The 22,104-nt window shown below is 73.8% G+C and carries 1 protein-coding gene; it reads left to right on the top strand.

The window, feature by feature from the left end:
• On the top strand, window positions 1-22,104 hold the full coding sequence (locus KZQ38_RS28965; RefSeq protein WP_219446378.1) for a type I polyketide synthase: 22,104 nt from the start codon (window positions 1-3) through the stop codon (window positions 22,102-22,104).

The following is a 22,104-nucleotide window of genomic DNA, read 5'->3' on the forward strand; positions in this document are numbered from 1 at the left end:
ATGGGCTCGACCAACGCATCGGACGAGGACCGGATCGCGGTCGTCGGAATGTCCTGCCGCTTGCCGCGGGCGGCGAATCCACGTGCTTTCTGGCGGTTGCTGCGGGACGGCGTGGACGCGATCGCGCCGCCGCCCGCCGGCCGGGCGGGCACGCGGCCCGGTGGCTGGCTGGACCGGGTCGACGGGTTCGACGCGGCGTTCTTCGGGGTGTCCCCGCGCGAGGCCGCCGCGATGGACCCCCAGCAGCGCCTGGTGCTGGAACTGGCCTGGGAGGCGCTGGAGGACGCCCGCGTGGTCGAGCCGGACGGGCGCACCGGCGTGTTCATCGGCGCGACCTGGGACGACTACACGACGTTGAGCCTCCCGGCGCACATCACCCCGCACACCATGGCCGGCACGAACCGCGGCGTGCTCGCCAACCGGGTGTCGCACTTCCTGGGCGTGCGCGGGCCGAGCCTCACCGTGGACACGGCCCAGTCCTCCGCGCTGGTCGCCGTGCACCTGGCGGTGGAGAGCCTGCGGCGCGGCGAGTCGTCGGTGGCGTTGGCGGGCGGGGTGAACCTCAACCTCTCCGCCGCGCGCGAGCAGGTCGCCGCCGAGTTCGGCGGGCTGTCGCCGGACGGGCGGTGCTTCACGTTCGACGCGCGTGCCAACGGTTTCGTGCGTGGCGAGGGCGGCGGTGTCGTCGTGCTGAAGCCGCTGGCGGCGGCGCTCGCCGACGGTGACCGGGTGTACGGCGTGATCCGGGGCAGCGCGGTCAACCACGACGGTGCCGGCGCGGCCCTGACCGTGCCGGACGCGGCGGCGCAGGAGCAGGTGATCCGGGCCGCGCTGGACCGGGCGGGCGTGCACGCGGACGAGGTCGGGTACGTGGAGCTGCACGGCACCGGCACCGCGGTCGGCGACCCGGTGGAGGCGGCCGGTCTGGGCGCCGCGCACCACGACCGCACCACACCGCTCGCGGTCGGTTCGGCCAAGACCAACGTCGGCCACCTGGAGGGCGCGGCCGGCCTCGTGGGGCTGCTGAAGGTGCTGCTCAGCGTGCACGAGGGCGAACTGCCGCCGAGCCTGAACTTCACCACGCCCAACCCCGCGATCCCGTTGGCGGAGTTGCGGTTGCGGGTGCAGACCGAGCTGACGCCGTGGCCGGAGGGGCCGCGCCTCGCGGGGGTGTCGTCGTTCGGCATGGGCGGCGCGAACGCCCACGTGATCGTGGAACAGGCCCCGCCGATGCCCGCCCCCGGGGTGTCGAGCCCGCCCGCCGAACCCGTCCCGTGGGTGGTGAGCGCGAAGTCCGCCGCCGCGTTGCGGGCGCAGGTCGCCCGGCTCCGCGAGCACGCGGCGGAGCAGGACCCGGCGGCCGTCGGGCGGTCCCTCGTGGCCACGCGTGCGTTGTTCCCGCACCGGGCCGTGCTGCGGTCGGACGCGCCCGGTGAGCCGGTCGCCCTCGGCCGGGCGGGCGACCCGGGTCGCACGGCGTTCGTGTTCCCCGGCCAGGGTGCGCAGTGGCAGGGCATGGGCCGTGCCCTGTACGCGTCGTCCGACGTGTTCCGCGTGGCGATCGACGAGTGCGGTGCGGCGTTGGCGCCGCACACCGACTGGTCGTTGGTCGACGTGCTCACCTCCGCCGGCCCGCTGGACCGGGTGGACGTGGTGCAGCCCGCGTTGTTCGCGGTGATGGTGGCGCTGGCCCGGCTGTGGCGGTCGTTCGGGGTGGTCCCGGACGCGGTCGTCGGGCACTCCCAGGGCGAAATCGCCGCCGCGCACGTGGCCGGCGCGTTGTCCCTGGCCGACGCGGCCCGCGTGGTCGCCCTGCGCAGCCGGGCGCTGAAAGCGCTGGCCGGCCGTGGCGGAATGGTCTCGCTGGCCCTTCCGGTGGCCGCGGCGGAAGATTTTCTCAACGCTTCCGGAAATTCGCTCACGGTCGCCGTGGTGAACGCGCCGGACGCGGTGGTCGTGTCCGGCGACCCGGCGTCGCTGCGTGATTTGCTGACCGCCTCCGCCGCCGCTGGAATTCGAGCGCGCGCGTTGCCGGTTGATTACGCCGCCCATTCCGCGCAGGTCGCGGAGATCCGGGACCGGCTGCTCGCCGACCTGGCCGACGTCCGGCCGCGCGCGGCGGAGGTGCCGTTCTACTCGGCGGTCACCGGGACCGCACTGGACACCACGGCGCTGGACGCGGACTACTGGTACCGGAACCTGCGGGACCCGGTGCGGTTCGACCTCGCGTCGGCCGCGTTGCTCGCCGCCGGGCACGGCGCGGTGGTGGAGGTCAGCCCGCACCCGGTGCTGGCGCCGAGCGTCGAGCGGACCGCCGAGGAGGCCGGCTCGCCCGCCGCCGTCACCGGCACGCTGCGTCGCGACCACGGCGACCACGTCGAGTTCCTGACCGCGCTGGGCCGCCTGTTCACCGCGGGCGCGGACGTGGACTGGACGCCCGCGTTCCCCGCCGGCACGGGGCTGGTCGACCTGCCCACCTACGCCTTCCAGCGCCGCTCGCACTGGCTGGCCGACGGCGACGTGGAGGAGCCGGTCACCGGCGCGGACCCGGCCGAGGTGGTGGCGGCGCAGATCGCGCACGTCCTCGGCCACGCCGACCCGGGCGACGTCGACCACGCGCTCACCTTCAAGGAACTCGGGTTCGACTCGGTGACCGGCGTGGAGCTGCGCAACCGGCTCAACGCGGCGCTGGGCGCGAACCTCCCGTCCGGCCTGGTCTACGACCACCCGACACCCGCGGAGCTGATCGAGCACCTGCGCTCCGGGTCGACGGGCGGGGAGGTGGTCGCGCACGTGGTCGCCGACGACCCCGTGGTGGTCGTCGGCATGTCGTGCCGGTTCCCCGGCGGGGTGCGGTCGCCGGAGGACCTGTGGCGGGTCGTGGTGGGCGAGGTCGACGTGATCGGCGACTTCCCGCACGACCGGGGCTGGGACGTGGGCCGCCTGCACGACCCGGATCTGCGTGGTGGGCGTACCACGTACGTAAGTAAGGGAGGGTTCCTTGACGATGTGGCGGGCTTCGACGCCGCGTTCTTCGGGATCTCGCCCCGCGAAGCGCTCGCGATGGACCCGCAGCAGCGACTCGTGCTGGAAACGGCCTGGGAGGCGTTCGAGCACGCCGGGATCGACCCGACCGCGTTGCGCGGCACCGAGACCGGTGTGTTCACCGGCATCTGGTCGTCCGGCTACGCGGTGAACCAGCCGGTGCCCGAGGACGTCGAGGGCTACCTCGTGACCGGCACCGCCACCAGCGTCACGTCCGGCCGCGTCGCCTACCACCTCGGCCTGCGCGGACCGGCCCTGTCCGTGGACACGGCGTGCTCCTCGTCGCTGGTCGCCGTGCACCTCGCGGCGCAGGCGCTGCGGTCGGGCGAGTGCTCGCTGGCGCTGGCGGGCGGCGTCACCGTGATGGCCACGCCGCTGGGCTTCACCGAGTTCTCCCGGCAACGCGGTCTCGCACCGGACGGCCGCAGCAAGCCCTTCGCCGAGGCCGCCGACGGCACGAGCTGGTCCGAGGGCGTCGGCCTGGTGCTGCTGGAACGCCTCTCCGACGCCCGCCGCAACGGCCACGAGGTGTTGGCCGTCATCGCCGGCACGGCCGTCAACCAGGACGGTGCGTCCAACGGTCTGACCGCGCCGAACGGTCCGTCGCAGGAACGCGTGATCCGGCAGGCGTTGGCGAACGCGGGTTTGCGTCCGTCCGAAGTGGACGCGGTGGAGGCGCACGGCACCGGAACCGCGCTCGGTGACCCGATCGAGGCGCAGGCGTTGCTGGCGACCTACGGGCAGCAACGCGCGGAACCGCTGTGGTTGGGCTCGGTGAAGTCCAACCTCGGCCACACCCAGGCCGCGGCGGGTGTCGCCGGGCTCATCAAGATGGTGTTGGCGTTGCGGCACGGCGTGCTGCCGCGCACCCTGCACGTGGACGCGCCCACCCCGCACGTCGACTGGACGGCGGGCGACGTGCGACTGCTGACGTCGAGCCGACCATGGCCGGACACCGGACGACCACGCCGCGCCGCCGTGTCCGCCTTCGGCATCAGCGGCACCAACGCGCACCTGGTGGTGGCCCAGTCACCCGACCTGCCTGCCCCGGGTGGCGCGGAAGGTCCCGCGGTGTGGGCGTTGTCCGCCAAAACGCCCGAAGCGCTCGCCGAGCAGGCCGCCCGGCTGCGTGGGTTCGCCCTCGCCCACCCGGACGTGCCGGTCACCGACATCGGGCGGGAACTGCTGCGGCGCAGTGCTTTCCCGCTCCGCGCCGCCGTCGCGGGCGACCGGGACGCGTTGCTGGCCGGGCTCGCCGCGCTCCCGCCGGGCACGCCCGCGCGGACCGGCCCGACGGTGTTCGTGTTCCCCGGCCAGGGCGCGCAGTGGATCGGGATGGGCCACCGGCTCTACACCGGGTCCCCGGTGTTCCGGGCCGCGATCGACCGGTGTGGCGCGGCCCTCGCGCCGCACGTGGACTTCGTGCTCGCCGACGTGCTGGCCGGCGGGTCGCTGGACCGCGTCGACGTGGTGCAGCCCGCCTTGTTCGCGGTGATGGTGGCGTTGGCCGAGCTGTGGCGCTCGTTCGGCGTCGAGCCCGACGCCGTGATCGGCCACTCGCAGGGCGAGATCGCCGCCGCGCACGTCGCCGGCGCGTTGTCCTTGGACGACGCGGCCAGGGTGGTCGCCTTGCGGGCCAGGGCGTTGGCCGCGTTGTCCGGGCGGGGCGGGATGCTGTCCGTGGCGTTGCCGGTGGACCAGGCCGCCGCGCTGGTGACGCGTTGGGGCGACCGGCTCACCGTGGCCGTGGTCAACGGACCGGGCGCGGTCGTCGTCTCCGGCGACCCGGACGCGTTGGCGGAGCTGACCGCGCACTGCGCGGACCACGACATCCGCACCCGCCTGCTGCCCGTGGACTACGCCGCGCACTCCGCGCAGGTCGCGGAGATCCGGGACCGGCTGCTCACCGACCTCGCGGGCATCGAGCCGCGCCCGCCACGCATCCCGTTCCACTCCACCGTCACCGGCACGCTCGTGGACACCGCCGACGCCGACTACTGGTACCGCAACCTGCGTGAGCCCGTCCGGTTCGACGTGCCGTCGCACGCGCTGGCGGCGACGGGCGCGGTGTTCGTGGAGGTCAGCCCGCACCCGGTGCTGGTGCCCGCCCTGGACGCGCCCGCCACCGGCACGCTGCGTCGCGACCACGGCGACCTCACCGACTTCCTCTCCGCCACGGGCCGCCTGTACGCGCTCGGCGGGTCGGTCGACTGGACGTCGGTGCTCGGCACCACGAATCGCGTCGCGTTGCCCACGTACCCGTTCCAGCACGAGGACTTCTGGCTCGCGCCCACCACCACCGCACCCGCCGACGACCGGTACGAGGTGCGCTGGACGCCCGTCGTCGGCGCGGAGCCGATCGACCCGGACCGCTGGCTGGTGCTCGGTGAGGCCGGGTCGCCGTGGCCGGAAGCGTTGCGGGAGCTGGGTTTCCGCGTCACCGCCACGCTGCCCGACGAGTTGCCGGGCGTGGCCGGTGTGCTCGTCTTCCTGCCGACCGGCGTGGCGGGGGAGGCGTTGCCGCCCGGCGTGGTCCGGCTGCTGGACCTGCTGCCGCGGGTGGCCGTGCCGGTGTGGTGCGTGACCAGCGGCGCGGTCGCCACTTCCGCCGCCGACCCGGTCGATCCCGGGCAGGCGATGGCCTGGGGCGTCGGCATGTCCGCCGCGCTGGAGTTCCCGGAGCGCTGGGGCGGGCTGGTGGACGTGCCCGCGACGCCGGACGACGCGGCCATCGGCCTGCTGCTCGGCGTGCCCTCGGGTGACGAGGACCAGGTGGCGGTCCGCGCGACCGGCGTGTTCGGCCGCCGACTGCGGCGCGCGGCACACCGCCCGGCGGCCCGGGAGTGGCGACCGCGTGGCACGGTGCTGGTCACCGGCGGCACGGGCGCGCTCGGCGGCCGGGTGGCCCGCTGGCTGGTGTCACGGGGCGCGGAGCACGTCGTGCTGGTGAGCCGCCGCGGCACCGACGCGCCGGGCGCCGCCGCGGTGCGGGACCTCCCGGGCGTGACCGTGGAGGCGTGCGACGTGGCGGACCTCGCGCAGGTGCGCGACCTGGTCGCCCGCCACGACATCGGCTCGGTCTTCCACGCCGCGGGCGCGATCCGGGCGACCCGCCTGGCCGACGCCGACCCCGCCGCGTTCGTCGACGTGCTGGCCGCCAAGGTGCTCGGCGCGGTCAACCTGGCCGAGCTGCTGCCCGACCTCGACGCGTTCGTGTTGTTCTCCTCCACCGCCGGCGTGTGGGGTGACGGGCACGGCGCGGCCTACGCGGCGGGCAACACGTTCCTGGACGCCATGGCCGCGCAACACCGGGCACAGGGCCGCGCCACGACCTCGGTGTCGTGGGGGATCTGGGCCGAGGGCGGTATGGCGGCGCTGGACACCGTGCAGCGCCAGCGGACCCTGCTCGGCCTGGGCGAGTTGTCGCCGGACCACGCGTTGGCGGCGTTGGGCGACGTGCTCGACCAGGACGTGGCGCACGCGATCGTCACCGACGTGGACTGGCCGGTGTTCGCCGCCGCCTTCACGCACGCCCGGCCCAGTCGGCTGCTCGCCGACCTGCCCGCCGCGCGTCGCGTCGAAACCGTCACGCCACAACACCGCACCGACCTGCTGGAGACGGTCACGGCACAGGTGGCGGCCGTGCTCGGGCACAGCTCGCCGCGGGCGCTGGACCCGAAGCTGCCGTTCAAGGAACTGGGTTTCGACTCGCTCACCGCCGTGGACCTGCGCAACCGGCTGGTCGCCGTGCTGGGCGTGCCGCTGCCGACCACGCTGGTGTTCGACCACCCGACGCCCGCGCGGCTCGCCGCGCACCTCGCGGGTGAGGCCGCGCCGACGGAGGTCACGCCGACCGCGGTGGACGACGACCTGATCGCCATCGTCGGGATGGGCTGCCGGTTCCCCGGTGGCGTGGAGTCGCCGGACGACCTGTGGCGGTTGGTGGCGGACGGGGTGGACGCGGTCGGGGACTTCCCGACCGACCGGGGCTGGGACCTCGCGCGCCTGCACGACCCGGAGGGGCGGCGACCCCGTTCTTCGGTCACCAGTAAGGGAGGGTTCCTTGACGGGGCAGGTGGTTTCGACGCCGCCTTCTTCGGCATCTCACCACGGGAAGCCCTGGCCATGGACCCGCAGCAGCGGGTGTTGCTGGAGACGGCGTGGCAGACGTTCGAGCACGCCGGGATCGACCCGACGTCCCTGGAGGGCAGCCGGACCGGTGTGTTCACCGGTATCTGGTCCACCGGCTACGCGGAGGGCGCGATCCCCGACGACCTGGAGGGCTACCAGGTCACCGGAACCGCGACCAGCATCGGGTCCGGACGCCTGTCGTACCTGTTCGGCCTGCTCGGTCCCGCGTTGTCCCTGGACACCGGCTGCTCGTCGTCCCTGGTGGCGTTGCACCTGGCGGCGCAGGCGCTGCGGTCGGGTGAGTGCTCGCTGGCGCTCGCGGGCGGCGTGACGCTCAACTCCACGCCCTCCCTGTTCACCGAGATGTCGCGGCAGGGCGCGAGCGCGCCGGACGGGCGCAGCAAGTCCTTCGCGGCCTCCGCCGACGGCGCGGGCTGGTCCGAGGGCGCGGGACTCCTGCTGCTTGAGCGGTTGTCGGATGCGCGGCGGAATGGGCACCGGGTATTGGCGGTGGTGCGTGGTTCGGCGGTGAACCAGGATGGTGCGTCGAATGGTTTGACGGCGCCGAATGGTCCGTCGCAGGAGCGGGTGATTCGGCAGGCGTTGGCGAACGCGCGGTTGGAGCCGTCGGACGTGGATGCCGTTGAGGCGCACGGCACGGGTACGACGTTGGGTGATCCGATCGAGGCGCAGGCGTTGCTCGCGACCTACGGGCAGGACCGGTCGGAGCCGTTGTGGTTGGGGTCGGTGAAGTCCAACCTCGGCCACACCCAGGCGGCGGCGGGTGTGGCCGGTGTGATCAAGATGGTGTTGGCGTTGCGGCACGGCGTGTTGCCCCGCACGTTGCACGTCGATGCGCCGACGTCGCATGTGGACTGGACGGCCGGGGACGTGCGCCTGCTGACGGCGAACCGGCCGTGGCCGGACAGCGGACGGCCGCGGCGGGCGGGTGTGTCGGCGTTCGGGATCAGCGGCACCAACGCCCACGTCATCGTCGAGCAGTCACCCGAAAGCGTCCCGGAAGCGGCGGACGGCCCGGTGCTCTGGCCGTTGTCGGCCAAGTCGGCGGAGGCGTTGCGGGAGCAGGCCGAGCGGTTGCGGGCTTTCGTGGCCGAGCACCCCGACGTGGGTGCGGGTGCGATTGGCCGGGCGTTGGCCACGCGTACCCGGTTCGAGCACCGTGCCGTGGTGGTCGGTGATGTGGCCGGGCTGGAGGCTTTGGCCGAGGGCGGTGAGTCGCCGCACCTGGTGACCGGTGTGGCGGTGAATCCGGGTAAGCGGGTGTTCGTTTTTCCGGGTCAGGGTGCGCAGTGGGTGGGGATGGGTGGTGCGTTGTATGCCGCTGATCCGGTTTTTCGGGGTGTGGTTGATGAGTGTGCGGTGGCGTTGGCTCCGTTTGTGGAGTGGTCGCTGGTCGAGGTTTTAGAGCGTGGTGTGTTGGATCGGGTGGATGTGGTGCAGCCGGTGTTGTGGGCTGTGATGGTGGGTTTGGCGGCGGTGTGGCGGTCTCGTGGTGTGGTGCCGGATGCGGTGGTGGGGCATTCGCAGGGTGAGATCGCGGCGGCGGTGGTGGCGGGTGCGTTGTCGTTGGCGGACGGGGCCAAGGTCGTCGCGTTGCGGAGCAAGGCGTTGGTCGCCATCGCGGGCCAGGGTGGGATGATGTCGGTCAACCTGTCCGATCCCGACTACCTCGCACCGTGGGGCGAGCGGTTGACCGTGGCGGTGGTGAACTCGGCCGACACCGTCGTCGTGTCCGGTGAGCCGCAAGCCTTGGACGAGTTGTTCGAGTCGTGCCGGCGGGACGGCATCCACGCCCGGCGAATCCCCGTCGACTACGCGGCGCATTCGGCTCAGGTGGAGTTGGTGCGGGAACGGTTGTTGGCGGATTTGGCGGATGTCGTGTGGCGTCCGGCGGAGATCGCTTTTGTGTCGGCGGTGACGGGTGGTCCGGTCGAGCGGTTGGACGCGGATTACTGGTACCGGAATTTGCGGGAGCCGGTGCGGTTCGACTGGGCGGTGGAGCACCTGGTCGGTTCGGGTCATGGTGTTTTCGTTGAGGTGAGTCCGCATCCGGTGTTGGTGCAGTCGTTGCCGGACGTGGTGGCGGTGGGCACTTTGCGTCGGGATCACGGGTCGGTGGAGGACTTCCTGACCTCGTTGGCACGACTGCACGTCGCCGGAGTCGACGTCGAGTGGCCGTCCGGCGCGGGTGTCGTGGTGGACCTGCCCACGTACGCCTTCCAGCGCAAGGAGTTCTGGCTGTCCACGTCGGCGCCCGACGTGGCGGCGGCCGGGCTCGGCTCGCCGGACCACCCGCTGCTGGGCGCGGTCACGGAGCTGCCGGACGGCGGGTCCGTGTCGACCGGCAGGCTCTCCACCCGCACGCACCCGTGGCTCGCCGACCACGCGGTCGACGGCGTGGTCCTCCTGCCCGGCACGGCCTTCCTCGAACTCGCCACGCGCTCCGGGCCGCTGGAAGACCTCGTGCTGCACACCCCGCTGGTGCTGTCCGCGGAACCCACACTGGTGCAGGTCTCGGTCGGCCCGCCGGACGGGGGTCGCCGGAGCATCGCCATCCACTCCCGCACGGGGGAGACGTGGGTCAAGCACGCGTCCGGCACGCTCGGCGGCCACGTCGAACCGCGACCGGTCGCCCTGCCCGCCGACGCGGAAAGGCTCGACCCGGCGGACTTCTACCGCCACCTCGCCGACCTCGGGTACGAGTACGGCCCGGCGTTCCAGGGCGTCCGGGCGCTGTGGCGGTCGGGTGACGACCTGGTGGCCGAGGTGACGGTGCCCGAGGGCGACCGCTTCGGCGTGCACCCGGCACTGCTCGACGCGGCGTTGCAGCCGGTGATCCTGCTCAGCCCCGACGCGCGGGTGCGGTTGCCGTTCTCGTTCGCCGGGGTGGCGGTGCACCGAACCGGCGTCGCCGCCGCGCGGGTACGCCTGTCCCGCACCGGAACCGACACCTACGCGGCCGCCCTCGCCACGCTGGACGGCGAACCGGTGGCGACCATCGGGACGTTGACCGTGCGACCCGCCGGTGCGTCCGCGACCGTGCTGCGCACCCACTGGGCGCCGCTCACACCGGGCACCCGGGAAGAAGTCACCGCCGGGCCGTTGCTCACCGCGCCCGAGGACGCCGCGTCCGTGCACGCGTTGACCCAGCGGGCCCGCGAGGTGGTGCAGGACTTCCTGGCCACCGGGCAGGGGAAGCTGGCGGTGCTCACGCGTGGTGTCGCCGGTGCGGCCGTGCGTGGCCTGGTGCGCAGCGCGCAGGCCGAGCACCCGGGCCGGTTCGTGTTGGTGGACCTGGACGAGCGTGCCACCGCCGAGCAGGGCCTCGCGGCGGCGGCCGTGGCGGGTGGCGAACCGGAACTCGCCCTGCGTGGCGGGGACGTCCTGGTGCCCCGGCAACGCCGGGCCGGGCCGGAGCTGGTCCCGCCGGGCGGCGCGTACCGGCTCGCCGAGTCGGGCACCGGCAGCCTCGACGACCTGGGCCTGGCCGGGTACGACGAACCGCCGTTGGCGGCGGGTCAGGTCCGGATCGCGGTGCGGGCGGCCGGGGTGAACTTCCGGGACGTGCTGATCGCGCTCGGCGTCTACCCGGACCGGGCACTGCTCGGCGGTGAAGCGGCCGGGACGGTGCTGGAGGTCGGACCGGGCGTGACCCGGTGGCGGCCTGGCGACCGGGTGGCGGGGTTGGCGACCGGCGCGTTCGGCCCACGTGCGGTGACCGACCACCGGCTGCTCACCGCGGTGCCGGCGGACTGGGACGACGTGCTCGCCGCGTCCGTGCCGGTCGCGTTCCTCACCGCGTGGTACGGCCTGGTCGACCTGGGCGGCCTCCGTGCCGGTGACCGGGTGCTGGTGCACTCCGCCGCGGGTGGCGTCGGGATGGCGGCGGTGCGGATCGCGCGGCACCTCGGCGCGGAGGTGTTCGCCACGGCGAGCCCCGCGAAGTGGGACGTGTTGCGGGCGCAGGGTTTGCCGGACGACCACATCGCGTCGTCACGCACGACCGCGTTCGCCGACCGGTTCCCCGCGGTGGATGTCGTGCTGAACTCGCTCGCCGGTGAGCTGACCGACGCGTCCCTGCGCCTGCTCGCGCCCGGCGGGCGGTTCGTGGAGATGGGCAAGACGGACCTGCGCTCGCTGCCGGACACCGTGTACCACCCGTTCGACCTCAACGACGTGGACCCCGAGCGGGTCGCGGAGATCTTCGCCGAGGTGCGTGGCCTGCTGGCGGCGGGTGTGCTGACGCCGCTGCCGCACACCGCGCGCGACCTGCGCCAGGCGGCGGACGTGCTGCGCCTGATGAGCCAGGGCGGGCACACCGGCAAGCTGGTGCTGACCATCCCGCGCGACCTCGACCCCGCCGGCACGGTGCTGATCACCGGTGGCACCGGCGTGCTCGGTCGCGCCGTCGCCCGCCACCTGGTCGCCCGGCACGGCGTGCGCAACCTGCTGCTGGTCAGCCGCACCGGCGGTGACGTGCCCGACCTCGACGCGAACGTCGTGGTCGCCCGGTGCGACGTCGCCGACCGGGCGGAGCTGGCCGCCCTGCTGGCGACCATCCCCGCCGACCGGCCGCTGACCGCGGTCGTGCACGCGGCGGGCGTGCTGGACGACGCCGTGGTGGAGCGGCTGACCGCCGGGCAACTGGACCGCGTGCTGCGGCCCAAGGTCGACGGGGCCTGGCACCTGCACGAGCTGACCCGGGACCTGGACCTGCGCGCGTTCGTGTTGTTCTCGGCCGCGGCGGGGGTGATCGGCAACGCGGGCCAGGCGAACTACGCCGCCGCCAACGCCTACCTGGACGCGCTGGCGGAGCACCGCCAGGCACGGGGACTGCCGGCCGTGTCGATGGCGTGGGGCTATTGGGCCGAGCCGAGCGGCATGACCGCGCACCTCACCGAGACCGACAAGCAGCGCTTGGCGCGCAAGGGCATCCGGCCCATCACCACCGAGCAGGCGCTGGCCATGTTCGACGCCGCGCTCGCCTCCGGGCGTCCGGCGTTGACCACCGCCCACCTGCACACCACCACGCCCCGACCGCGTGTGACACCCGCCGCCGACCTGCTGACCGTCATCACCACCCACACCACGGCGGTGCTCGGCCACGACGACGCCTCCGCGGTGAACCCGCGGCAGAGCTTCCGCGACCTGGGTTTCGACTCGTTGACCGCGGTGGAGCTGCGCAACCGCCTCAACACCGCCACCGGCCTGCGGCTGCCCGCGACCCTGGTGTTCGACCACCCGACGCCCGCCGAACTCGCCGCGCACCTGGAGAACCTGATCTCGGGCGCGCGCGTGGAGACCAGCACGCCCGCGCCCGCCGCGCCCGTCGACGACGACCCGGTCGTCATCGTCGGCATGGGGTGCCGCCTGCCGGGTGGCGTGGAGTCGCCGGACGACCTGTGGCGGTTGGTGGCGGACGGGGTGGACGCGGTCGGGGAGTTCCCGACCGACCGGGGCTGGGACGTGGACGCGCTCTACCACCCCGACCCCGACCACCCCGGCACGTCGTACACGCGGCACGGCGCGTTCCTGGCGGACGCGGCGGGTTTCGACGCCGACTTCTTCGGCATCTCGCCACGCGAGGCGTTGGCGATGGACCCGCAGCAACGGGTGTTGCTGGAGACGGCGTGGCAGACGTTCGAGCACGCCGGGATCGACCCGACCTCGTTGCGCGGCAGCCAGACCGGTGTGTTCACCGGCCTCTGGTCGTCCGGCTACGTGGGCAGCGCCGAGCAGGCGCCGCGGGACGCGGAGGGCTATCTCGCCACCGGCATCTCGCCGAGCGTCACGTCCGGCCGCGTCGCCTACCTGCTCGGCCTGCGTGGTCAGGCCGTGTCGGTCGACTCGGCCTGCTCCTCGTCGCTGATGGCGATCCACCTGGCGGCGCAGGCGCTGCGGTCCGGCGAGTGCTCGCTCGCCCTGGCCGGTGGCGTGACGGTGATCGTGACCCCGCTCGGCTTCACCGAGTTCTCCCGCCAACGCGGCCTGGCCGCGGACGGCCGCTGCAAGCCGTTCTCGGCGGCGGCGGACGGCACCAGTTGGGGCGAGGGCGCGGGCCTCGTGTTGTTGGAGCGGTTGTCGGATGCGCGGCGGAATGGGCACCGGGTGTTGGCGGTGGTGCGTGGTTCGGCGGTGAATCAGGATGGTGCGTCGAATGGTTTGACGGCGCCGAATGGTCCGTCGCAGGAGCGGGTGATTCGGCAGGCGTTGGCGAACGCGCGGTTGGAGCCGTCGGACGTGGATGCCGTCGAGGCGCACGGGACCGGGACCACTCTCGGCGATCCGATCGAGGCGCAGGCGTTGTTGGCGACCTACGGGCAGGATCGTGCCGAGCCGTTGTACCTGGGGTCGGTGAAGTCGAACATCAGCCACACGCAAGCCGCCGCGGGTGTGGCCGGTGTGATCAAGATGGTGTTGGCGTTGCGGCACGGGATGTTGCCCCGCACGTTGCACGTCGATTCACCTACGCCGCACGTGGACTGGACTTCCGGTGACATCCGCCTGGTCACCGAGAACACGCCGTGGCCCGAGGTCGGTCGGCCCCGCCGGGCGGGGATCTCGTCGTTCGGTGTCAGCGGCACGAACGCGCACCTGATCGTGGAGCAGTACCCGGAGGAGCCCGCCGCGAGCGGTTCGGACGCGCCGCTGGTGTGGCCGTTGTCGGCGAAGTCGCCGGAGGCGTTGCGGGAGCAGGCCAAGCGGCTGCGTGGTTATGTCGCCGAGCACCCGGATGTGGGTGCTGCGGCCGTCGGTCGGGCGTTGGTCGGGCGCACGCAGTTCGAGCACCGCGCGGTGGTGGTCGGTGATGTGGCCGGGTTGGAGGCTTTGGCTGAAGGGCGTGAGTCGCCGCACCTGGTGACCGGGTCGGTGGTGGAGCCGGGTAAGCGGGTGTTCGTTTTTCCGGGTCAGGGTGCGCAGTGGGTGGGGATGGGTGGTGCGTTGTATGCCGCTGATCCGGTTTTTCGGGGTGTGGTCGATGAGTGTGCGGTGGCGTTGGCTCCGTTTGTGGAGTGGTCGCTGGTCGAGGTTTTAGAGCGTGGTGTGTTGGATCGGGTGGATGTGGTGCAGCCGGTGTTGTGGGCTGTGATGGTGGGTTTGGCGGCGGTGTGGCGGTCTCGTGGTGTGGTGCCGGATGCGGTGGTGGGGCATTCGCAGGGTGAGATCGCGGCGGCGGTGGTTGCGGGTGCGTTGTCGTTGGGTGATGCGGCGAAGGTTGTCGCGTTGCGGAGCAAGGCGTTGGTCGCCATCGCGGGCCAGGGCGGCATGGTTTCCGTGGGGCTGTCCGCCGAGGCCGCTGCCGAGTACACCGCGCGGTGGGGTGAGCGGGTCACGATCGCGGTGGTGAACGGCCCGGGTGCCGTGGTGGTCTCGGGCGAGCCCGCGGCACTGGCGGAACTGGTCGCTTCCTGCGAGGCCGACGGTGTCCGGGTGCGCACGCTGCCGGTGGACTACGCGGCGCATTCGGCTCAGGTGGAGTTGGTGCGGGAGCGGTTGTTGGCGGATTTGGCGGATGTCGTGTGGCGTCCGGCCGAGGTTGCTTTTGTGTCGGCGGTGACGGGTGGTCCGGTCGAGCGGTTGGACGCGGATTACTGGTACCGGAATCTGCGGGAGCCGGTGCGGTTCGACTGGGCGGTGGAGAGTCTGGTCGGTTCGGGTCATGGTGTTTTTGTCGAGGTGAGTCCGCATCCGGTGTTGGTGCAGTCGTTGCCGGACGTGGTGGCGGTGGGCACGTTGCGTCGGGATCACGGGTCGGTGGAGGACTTCCTGACCTCGTTGGCACGGCTGCACGTCGCCGGGGTCGACGTCGACTGGGGTTTCGCACCCGGTGGCACGGCCGATCTGCCGACGTACGCCTTCCAGCGCAAGGACTACTGGCTGCCGCAGGTCGCCTCGGCGGACGTGACGGCGGCCGGCCTGGCGGCGGCGGACCACCCGCTGCTCGGCGCGGCGGTGGCGATGCCGGACGGGCGGGGCGCGGTGTTGACCGGCCGGCTGTCCACGACGTCCCACCCGTGGCTGGCCGATCACGCGGTGCTCGGCTCGGTGTTGTTGCCCGGCACGGGTTTCGTGGAGCTGGCGATGCGGGCGGGCCGCGAGGTCGGCCTGACCGCCGTGGACGAGCTGGTGCTGCACAACCCGCTGGTGTTGTCGGCCGAGCCGGTGCTGGTGCAGGTCACGGTGACCGACGGGACGCGGGTGGCCATCCACTCGCGCTCGGGCGGTACGTGGGTCGAGCACGCCACCGGTGTGCTGTCCTCGGCCGGTGAACCGGTGGCGGCGGCGTGGGCGGCGGAGTGGCCGCCGCCCGGCGAGTCCGTCGACCTGGCCGACTTCTACGACCGGCTGGCCGTGCGGGGTTACGAGTACGGCCCGGTGTTCGCGGGTGTGCGGGCGGTGTGGCGTCGTGGTGACGAGTTGTTCGCCGAGGTCTCCGTGGACACCGTGGATGCCCGCGACGGGTTCGGGCTGGACCCGGCGTTGCTCGACGCGGCGTTGCAGCCGTTGACGTTGCTGGGTGGCGGCCGGTTGCCGTTCTCGTTCGGCGGTGTCGTGGTGCACCGACCGGTCGCCGCCGCACGCGTCCGGCTCACGCCGACCGCCGCCGACACCTACCGGGTGGCGCTGGCGGACGACGGCGGTGCGCTGGTCGCGGAGGTCGGCACGTTGACCGTGCGGCCCATGACCGGTGACTTCCTCGGCGGCGGCAACCTGCTGTTCCGCCCGGACTGGGCGCCGGTGCCGACCGCGGACGAGCCCGTCGCCGTGCACGAGGTGGTGGTGCCGGAGGGCGATGTCGTGCGGGCGACGCACGCCGTGGTCGGCGAAACCCTCCGCGTGCTCCAGGAGAACCTGGCCGGGGACGCCCGCCTGGCGATCGTGACGCGTGGCGCGGTCGCGGTCCGGCCGGACGAGCGGGTCGACCCGGCGGCGGCGGCCGTGTGGGGCCTGGTGCGGTCGGCGCAGTCGGAGCACCCGGGCCGGTTCGTGCTGGTGGACGGCGAAGCGCGGGTCGCGGCGGATGAACCCCAGGTGGCCGTGCGTGACGGGCAGGTGTTCGCGGCCCGGCTGGCGCGGACGTCCGGTGCGCCCGCCACGCCGTTGAACCCCGACGGCACGGTGCTCATCACCGGCGGCACGGGTGCGTTGGGACGACGCGTGGCCGAGCACCTGGTGACGCGGCACGGCATCCGCCACCTGCTGCTGGTCGGGCGGAGCACGCGGGACGTGGTGGTGCCCGGCGCGGACGTGCGGGTGGTGGCCTGCGACGTGGCGGACCGCGACGCCGTGGCCGCGTTGCTGGCGTCCGTGCCCGCCGAGCACCCGTTGACGGCGGTCGTGCACGCGGCCGGTGTGCTGGACGACGGGGTGGTCACGGCGTTGACGCCCGAGCGCGTGGCGGACGTGCTGCGCCCCAAGGTGGACGGCGCTTGGCACCTGCACGAGCTGACCGCCGGGTTGGCCGCGTTCGTGTTGTTCTCCTCGGCGGCCGGTGTGCTGGGTGGTCCCGGGCAGGCGAACTACGCGGCGGCCAACGCGTTCCTGGACGGTTTGGCGGCGCACCGCCGGGCCGAGGGGCTGCCCGCCGTGTCGCTCGCCTGGGGGCACTGGGCGGAGGAGGGCGGTCTGGCCGGTCGGCTCACCGACGCCGACCAGCGGCGGCTGGCGCGCTCCGGCGTGCGGCCGATGACGACGGCGGAGGCGTTGCGGCTGCTGGACATCGGGCTCGGCGGCGTGGAACCGGTCCTGCTGGCGGCGAAGCTCGACCCGGACGCCGGGTCGTCGCTGCTGCGTGGCTTCGGCCGCGTGCGCCCGCCCGCGCCGGAACCGGCGGGTCGGCTGCTGGACCTCGTGGTGCGTCACACGTCCGTGGTGCTGGGACGGGAGGACGGGGTCGACCCGGAGCGCGCGTTCCGCGATCTCGGGTTCGACTCGCTGACCTCGGTGGAGCTGCGCAACCGGCTCGCCGCCGCCACCGGGCTGCGGCTGCCCGCCACGCTGGCGTTCGACCACCCGTCACCGGCGGCGCTCGCCACGCACCTGGCGGAGTTGCGTTCCGGTTCCCGCCGCGTGGTGGAGACGCCGGTCGCGGTCCCGGTGGCGGACGACCCGGTGGTCGTGGTGGGCATCGGCTGCCGCTACCCGGGTGGTGTCCGGTCGGCCGACGACCTGTGGCGGCTGGTGTCGGACGGCGTCGACGCGATCGGCGAGTTCCCGGCCGACCGGGGTTGGGACGTGCGGTTCGACCCGGAAGGCGGACCCGGCACGACCTACACGCGGCACGGCGGCTTCCTGTACGACGCGGCGGGTTTCGACGCGGGCTTCTTCGGCATCTCGCCGCGTGAGGCGTTGGCGATGGACCCGCAGCAACGGGTCCTGCTGGAGACCGCGTGGGAGGCGTTGGAGCACGGCGGGATCGACCCGACCTCGTTGCGGGGCAGCCGGACCGGGGTGTTCACCGGTATCTGGGCCTCCGGTTACGGTGCGGGCGCGCAACCGCACGACCTGGAGGGCTACCTCTCCACCGGCAACGCGACCAGCGTGACGTCCGGCCGCGTGTCCTACCTGCTCGGGCTGGAAGGCCCCGCCATGTCCGTGGACACGGCGTGCTCGTCGTCGCTGGTCGCGATCCACCTGGCGGCGCAGGCGCTGCGGTCGGGCGAGTGCTCGCTCGCGCTGGCGGGCGGTGTCACGGTCATGGCGTCCCCGGCCGGGTACGTCGAGTTCTCCCGGCAGCGCGGCCTCGCCCCGGACGGTCGGATCAAGTCGTTCGCGGACGCGGCGGACGGCACGGCGTGGAGCGAGGGCGTGGGCCTGGTCGTGCTGGAGCGGCTGTCCGACGCGCGGCGCAACGGGCACCGGGTGCTCGCGGTCATCCGCGGCTCGGCGGTGAACCAGGACGGCGCGTCCAACGGCCTGACCGCGCCGAACGGTCCGTCGCAGGAACGCGTGATCCGGCAGGCGTTGGCGAACGCGGGCCTGCGTCCGTCCGATGTGGACGCCGTCGAGGCGCACGGCACCGGCACCGTGCTCGGTGACCCGATCGAGGCGCAGGCGTTGCTGGCGACCTACGGGCAGGACCGGTCGGAGCCGTTGTGGTTGGGGTCGGTGAAGTCGAACCTCGGCCACACCCAGGCCGCGGCCGGCATCGCCGGTGTGATCAAGGTGGTGCAGGCGATGCGGCACGGCGAGCTGCCCCGCACCCTGCACGTGGACGCGCCCACCACCAAGGTGGACTGGACGGCGGGCGAGGTCCGGCTGCTCGCGGAACCCGTGCCGTGGCCGGAGACCGGACGGCCCCGGCGGGCCGCCGTGTCGTCGTTCGGCATCAGCGGCACCAACGCGCACCTGATCGTCGAGCAGCACCCCGACGAGCCGGCCGAGCCGGTCGTGGACGGTCCCGTGCCGTGGCCGGTGTCCGCGAAGTCCGAGCAGGCGCTGGCGGACCAGGTCGACCGCCTCCGCGGCGTCGACGCCGACCCGGTGGCGGTCGCCCGCTCGCTCGCGCACCGGGCCGCGTTCACGCACCGGGCGGTGCTCCTCCCCGGCGCGGACACCGTCACGGGCGTCGCACGCCCCGGTGGCACGGCGTTCGTGTTCTCCGGGCAGGGCGGCCAGTGGGCCGGGATGGGGCGCCGCCTGCACGCCGCCTACCCGGTGTTCGCCGCGGCCCTGGACGAGGTGTGCGCACGGCTGGGGCTGGCGCGGGAGGTGTTGTTCGAGGACCCGGACGGCGTGCTCGACCAGACCAGGTACACGCAGTCCGCGTTGTTCGCGTTGCAGGTGGCGCTCAGCCGGCTGGTCGCGCACCTGGGCTTCCGGCCGGACTTCCTGGTCGGCCACTCGATCGGCGAGGTCGCCGCCGCGCACGTCGCCGGTGTGCTCGACCTCGCCGACGCCTGCGCCCTGGTCGAGGCACGCGGCAGGCTCATGCAGGAGCTGCCGCCGGGTGGCGCGATGGTGTCGATCCGGGCCGGTGCGGACGAGGTCGCCGCGGCGCTGCGGCCCGGTGTGGCGATCGCCGCCGTCAACGCGGAGGACTCCGTCGTGGTGTCGGGTGACGAGTCCGCGGTGCTGGAGATGGCGGCGGCGTGGCCGAACACGCGGCGGCTCGCGGTCAGCCACGCGTTCCACTCCGCGCACATGGACCCGGTGCTGGACGAGTTCCGGCAGGTGGTGCGCGGGCTGACGTTCCACGAGCCGGTGATCCCGGTCGTGTCGGCGATGCACGGCGAACCCGCCGACCTGACCGATCCGGAGCACTGGATGCGGCAGGTGCGTGAGACCGTGCGGTTCGCGGACGCCATGGCGTGGCTGCGGGCCAACGGGGTGGTGCGGTTCGTGGAGGTGGGCCCGCACCCGGCGCTGGTGGCCCAGGGCCTGCTGCGGCGCGACCACGACGAGCCGGAGCGGCTGCTGACCGCGCTCGCCCGGCTCTGGGTCGACGGCGCACGCATGTCGTTGCCGCCCGCCCACGTCGACCTGCCGACCTACCCGTTCCGGCACGACCGGTTCTGGCTGCTCCCCACGCCCGCGGACCTGTCCGGCGCGGGTCTCGGCGGCGTCGACCACCCGCTGCTGACGGCGTCGGTCGAGCTGCCCGACGGTGGCGTGGTGCTCACCGGGAAGCTGTCGACCGCGGCCCGGCCGTGGCTGGCCGAGCACGTCGTGCGCGGCTCGGTCCTGCTGCCCGGCACGGCGTTCGTGGAGCTGGCGGTGCGGGCCGGTCGCCAGGTCGACTGCCCGGTGGTGGAGGAGCTGGCGATCGAGGCGCCGCTGGTGGTGGCCGAGAGCAGGCTGCGGGTGACCGTGGGTCCGGACGACGGCGGACGGCGTTCGGTCGTGGTGCACTCGCAGGAGGGCGGTGAGTGGGTGCGGCACGCGTCCGGCACGCTCGGCCCGGCCACCGCCGAACCGGCCGGGTGGCGGTGGCCGTCCGACGCGGAGGCCGTGGACCTCGACGGGTTCTACGAGGGCCTGGCCGACGCCGGTTTCGCGTACGGGCCGACGTTCCAGGGGCTGCGGGCGGTGTGGCGGGAGGGCGCCGACGTGCTCGCCGAGGTGGAGGTGCCCGAGGAGAGCGGCTTCGCGGTGCACCCGGCGTTGCTGGACGCGGCCGTGCAGGCGGTCACGGTGGTCGACGACCGCGCGAAGGTGCCGTTCTCGTTCTCCGGTGTTTCCCTGTGGCGTGGCGGGAACCGGGCCCGCGTCCGGCTGACCCCCACCGGCCCGGACACCTACGCGCTCAGCCTCGCCGACCACGGGGGTCGACCGGTGGCCGAGGTCGCGTCGCTGGTGCTGCGCGCGCCGGCGGTCGCCGCGCCACCGGTGTACCGGGTGGCGTGGCGGGAAGCGGACCTGCCGGTCACGGCGGCCGAGGACGCGCACCACGTCACCGGGCCGCTGGAGGCGTTGCGCGTGGTGCGGGACTTCCTGCGCCGCGACGACGGTTCGACGCTGGTCGTGGCCACGCGTGACGCGGTGGCCGTGCTACCCGGCGACGAGGTCGACCCCGACGCCGCCGCCGCGTGGGGCCTGGTGCGGTCCGCGGCGACCGAGCACCCCGGCCGCATCCGGCTCGTGGACGGCGCGGCGGCCGTCGCGGGTGACGAGCCCCAGATCGCGGTCCGCGCCGGCCGGGTCCACGTGCCCCGCCTGGAGCGCGCCGAAGCCGAGCCGCTGCCCACCGCGCTCGACCCCGCCGGCACGGTGCTGATCACCGGCGGCACGGGCGCGCTCGGCCGCGTGGTCGCACGCCACCTCGTGCGGCGGCACGGCGTGCGGAACCTGCTGCTGGTCAGCCGGAGCGGTACGGCGGACACCACCGAACTCACCGCGCTCGGCGCGACGGTCGCGGTGGTCGCGTGCGACGTGTCCGACCGCGCCGCCGTGGCACGCCTGCTGGCCGAGCACCCGGTCACCTCGGTGGTCCACGCGGCCGGTGTCCTGGACGACGCGGTCGTGCAGACGCTGACCGACGAGCAGTTCGCGCGGGTGTGGGCCGCGAAGGCGTCGGCGGCGCGGCACCTCGACGAGCTGACCGGCGACCTGGAGGCGTTCGTGTTGTTCTCGTCCGCCTCGGGCGTGTTCGGCGGTGCGGGGCAGGCGAACTACGCCGCGGCCAACGCCTACCTCGACGCGTTGGCGCAACAGCGGCACGCGCGTGGCCTGCCCGCCGTGTCGCTGGCGTGGGGCCACTGGAGCGAGGAGGGCGGCATGGCGGAAGACCTCACCCAGGCCGACCGCAATCGCTTGCGGCGCAACGGCGTCCTGCCGATGACGACGGAGGAGGCGTTGGCGTTGCTCGACCTCGGCCTCACCGCGGGTGAACCCGCGTTGGTGCCGGTGAAGCTGGACCTGACCGCGCTGCGCCGCGCCGGCGACCCGCACCCGTTGCTGCGCGGGCTCGTCCGCACCACGCGGCGACCCGCCGCCACGGGCCCGGTGGACGTCCTGGACCTCGTGCTGGACCGGGTGGCGACCGTGCTCGGCCACGCCTCGCCCGCCGCGATCAGCCCGCACGAGGCGTTCAAGGACCTCGGGTTCGACTCGCTCACCGCCGTGGAGCTGCGCAACCAGCTCAGCGCCGAGACGGGGCTCCGGCTGCCCGCCACGCTCACGTTCGACCACCCGACACCCGCGCGGCTCGCGGACTTCCTGCGTGCCGCGACCGCCGGGCCGGACCCGCTGCTCGCCGAACTCGACCGGGTGGGCTCCGTGCTGGAGCAGGCGGCCGACGCGGACCACGAGGCCGTGGCGGCACGCCTGGAAGCGCTGCTCGCCACGTGGTCGGCACGTCGCACGCCGGACGACGACGGGCTGTCCGAGGCCACCGACGACGAGCTGTTCAGCATCCTCGACGACGAACACCGCAGGACCCGCGCCTACCGCGAAGCTGGGGAGTAG

This window comes from Saccharothrix obliqua (assembly GCF_019375475.1).
In the GTDB taxonomy this organism is placed as follows: Bacteria; Actinomycetota; Actinomycetes; order Mycobacteriales; family Pseudonocardiaceae; genus Actinosynnema; species Actinosynnema obliqua.

Bases quoted from the DNA above. Each gene is read 5' to 3' on its own strand.
- KZQ38_RS28965 (WP_219446378.1), top strand. From the start codon at position 1: ATGGGCTCGACCAACGCATCGGACGAGGACCGGATCGCGGTCGTCGGA.